3 protein-coding genes and 1 pseudogene are annotated in these 2,829 nt (G+C 44.9%); all 4 read left to right on the top strand.

Annotated elements, in window-relative coordinates; genetic code table 11:
* A pseudogene (locus ACFIQE_RS09415) lies at nt 1-333 on the top strand (phage tail tape measure protein); the annotation flags it as partial.
* A 156-nt stretch (nt 334-489) separates the two neighbouring features.
* Complete coding sequence (locus ACFIQE_RS09410) at nt 490-975, top strand: phage tail protein (protein WP_375707613.1); 486 nt, start codon at nt 490-492, stop codon at nt 973-975.
* Complete coding sequence (locus ACFIQE_RS09405) at nt 972-1,226, top strand: tail protein X (RefSeq protein ID WP_375707612.1); 255 nt, start codon at nt 972-974, stop codon at nt 1,224-1,226. The genes ACFIQE_RS09410 and ACFIQE_RS09405 overlap by 4 nt, the downstream gene beginning before the upstream one ends.
* Entirely contained in the window at nt 1,226-2,251 is a 1,026-nt protein-coding gene (locus tag ACFIQE_RS09400) for a phage late control D family protein (RefSeq protein WP_375707614.1), read from the top strand. The genes ACFIQE_RS09405 and ACFIQE_RS09400 overlap by 1 nt, the downstream gene beginning before the upstream one ends.
* The last annotated feature ends 578 nt before the right edge of the window (nt 2,252-2,829 follow it).

Below are 2,829 nucleotides of genomic sequence, written 5' to 3'. Positions count from 1 at the left end.
GGCTTTATGTCGTCTATCTCACAATTGATGGATTTTTGTAAATCTTTGCCTAGCCGCATTAAGGGGTGGATTGGTTCGATTGATGTAAGAGAGTTTTTGCCAAGTTTTTTGGGAGGTAAAACAGCCATTCAGCCCATAGCACAATTTGCGGGGGCGGGGCATGCAAATTCCCCTTTCACAGAAGCAAAAAGCAAAGATCACTCCCCCATCACACACAATCAAAATGTCACGGTGCATGTCAATGGCGCGCGTGAACCCATGGCCACTGGTCGTGCGGTTGCCCATGCTTTGCAACGGGCACGTGCCAATGCGCTGCATGGCGGGACAGAATGATACGGGCTACAGAATAAGGGAAAAGACGGCGTGCTGGAAAGAACACAATGAGGGGAGGGATGAACTGCTAGGAGAGCGCAATGGTAGGAGAGATGCAATGATACGTTTTGAAAGAGATGACGTGCTGGAAGGAATACAATCAAGGAGAGGGCGTCTATGAGAGATCCTTTGCTGATGTTAGGACCACATCTTTTTTATGTGGACTGGCTGAATTTCCAATCCTTTGAGGAAGAGTTTTCTGCTTCATGGGTTTGCCTAGAGCGTTTTGGTGAGGCTCCAGGTTTGCAATTTACCGGTTATGGCAATGATGCCAAAACCATCCATGGGGTGTTGTTTCCAGAAGAGTTTGGTGATCGTGTTGCCATTGATGCCATCACTAGAACCATTCGTGTTGCCAAGCCTGTTCAGATGATCCGTTGGATGAGTGACAATGGCTATAGCGCCATTCTTCATGGATCTGTGGTAATCACCAGTGTCACGAAAGATCACGACTATATTAGTCGCTCTGGCCAATCGGGGCGCATTCGCTATGCCATTAGCTTGTTACCGTTTTTCGATGGTGGAAAACCGCAAGGTCAATATCAGGTGGGACAATACCAAGAGGGATATGATCAATATTTCCAAGGGGAACAAACGCCATGAAAATATCAGAAAAGCACCTCGTGGTAGAGCTAGAAGATATGAGTCTTGATCTGATCTGCTTTCACCATGCCATGGCTGTGTTAGGGGATCGTTCGCAAGTTGGAGCGATCAGAGGTTATTGTGAGGCCACTTTGCAAGCCAATCCAGGTATTGCAGGGTATGGTGCTCTGTTGCCACGGGGCTTAAAGGTCATTCTGCCTGAATTTGTTAGCCAAGAAAAGAATAGTGTGGTGAAGCGGTTATGGGATTAATGCGCACGCATCCTTTTATTGAGGTGAGGGTGGGGGATAAGCTTGTTCATGAGGTTTTTTACCAGCGTCTTTTAACGGCAACCATTACCGATCATGCGGGCAATGAAGCCGATACATTTGAAGCAGAGTTTGATGATAGTGGCAATGATTTAGAGGTTCCCTCACGCAACAGTGCGCTACAGGTGATCTTTGGTTATGAGAACAGCATCAGTGCATTTATGGGGTGTTTTGTTGTCGAATCGGTTGTAAGTTGTGGTGGCAGTGATGGAGAGATTTTGCGCCTTTGTGGCAAAAGCGCCTCGATGCGTAAAGAGCTCAAAGAACAGGTGAGTGAACATTTTGACCACAAAACTGTTGGCGAGATTGTTGAGACACTTGCCAAACGCCATGGCTATCAAGCAAAGGTCAGTCCTCAGTTCACCACACAAACTTTGCCTTATGTGATTCGTACAGATCAATCGGCGGTTGATTTTTTAACCCGTCTTGCGGACCGCATGCGGGCGCGTTTTTTAATCAAAGACCATAAGTTTTTATTTTTAAGCGGGGATAATTTACCAGCCCTTGAACTTCATAAGCACGACTGTTCTAACTGGGAATTCACGTTAGAGCCACGCACGCAATATGGCACTATTGAAGCTTCTTATTTTGATCGCTCAAAAGGGCAGCAATGCCAAGTCAAGCATCAGACAGGGTTTAGCGGTCCCGTGCGGCGTTTACGGACTTGTTACACTTGTGAGGAGGAAGCACGAGCTGCTGCTGCTTCCGAGTCGGACAGGTTGTGTCGTGCTGTGGGCAGTGGTTCTTTGACCCTTGAGGGACGCCCTGAAATTATGGCGGATCAACCTCTCATCCTTCAAGGGTTTCGTGGGCAAATCAATGGACCATGGAAAGCTGCAACCGTCACCCACCGCTATGAAAAACAAAGCGGATACACAACAGAAATCACACTCGAGGCACCAAACAAGGGAAAAGAGGCAGGAGAAAAGGAAACCTCTGAGAGACAGAAAATCAAAGGGACAACTTGACCCTTTGATCGGTGTTGAAGAGTATTGAGACCAAAATCAAAAGTTCGCATTTTGGTGTGGAGGTAAGGAATAGGTGCAACTTGCACCAATTGCATGAGTACAGCAATAGGGTAATGTTTACCCAATTCCTCAAAGGAGCAATGGTGCAAACATTGCACAATTGCAGACTGAAGAGCAATTTGGTCAAGTTGACCGAATTCCTTAAACGCTTCTCTTTTTAATAATGTCCTGAATAATGTGCTTAGGATACAGAAAAATCATCAGTCAATTTATGCTAAAAGAAGTCATACCATCTTATATACGCTGCTTCTCAAATAATACGATTCCAACTCAATGATTGATCATCTCAAATTGCGATTTTGAGCAGAAAAGAAAAAGAGGCTTTAAATGATCTTTGAAAGGTCTTTGAAGACCCTTTGAGAACCCCTTTGTAGTTTGACACTAGGTTTTATACTAAGTGGGAAAAGGTGGGATTAGGTAGGAACACGTGGTAATTTGTTGTTTTTATGTATAAAATTTAGCATTAAATGCGCGTTTTGTCAAAATAGATTTTGACACCTAAAATTGTAAAAAAGAGC

The sequence above is a fragment of the Bartonella sp. AA1HLJMS genome (assembly GCF_042197445.1).
Taxonomy (GTDB): Bacteria; Pseudomonadota; Alphaproteobacteria; order Rhizobiales; family Rhizobiaceae; genus Bartonella.
The sequence above is the reverse complement of the archived record's forward strand: the minus strand, read 5'-3'. Positions and strand labels throughout refer to the sequence as shown.

Excerpts from the sequence above, each read along its gene's own strand:
- ACFIQE_RS09400 (WP_375707614.1), top strand. The coding sequence starts at position 1,226 with ATGCGCACGCATCCTTTTATTGAGGTGAGGGTGGGGGATAAGCTTGTT.
- ACFIQE_RS09410 (WP_375707613.1), top strand. The coding sequence starts at position 490 with ATGAGAGATCCTTTGCTGATGTTAGGACCACATCTTTTTTATGTGGAC.
- ACFIQE_RS09405 (WP_375707612.1), top strand. The coding sequence starts at position 972 with ATGAAAATATCAGAAAAGCACCTCGTGGTAGAGCTAGAAGATATGAGT.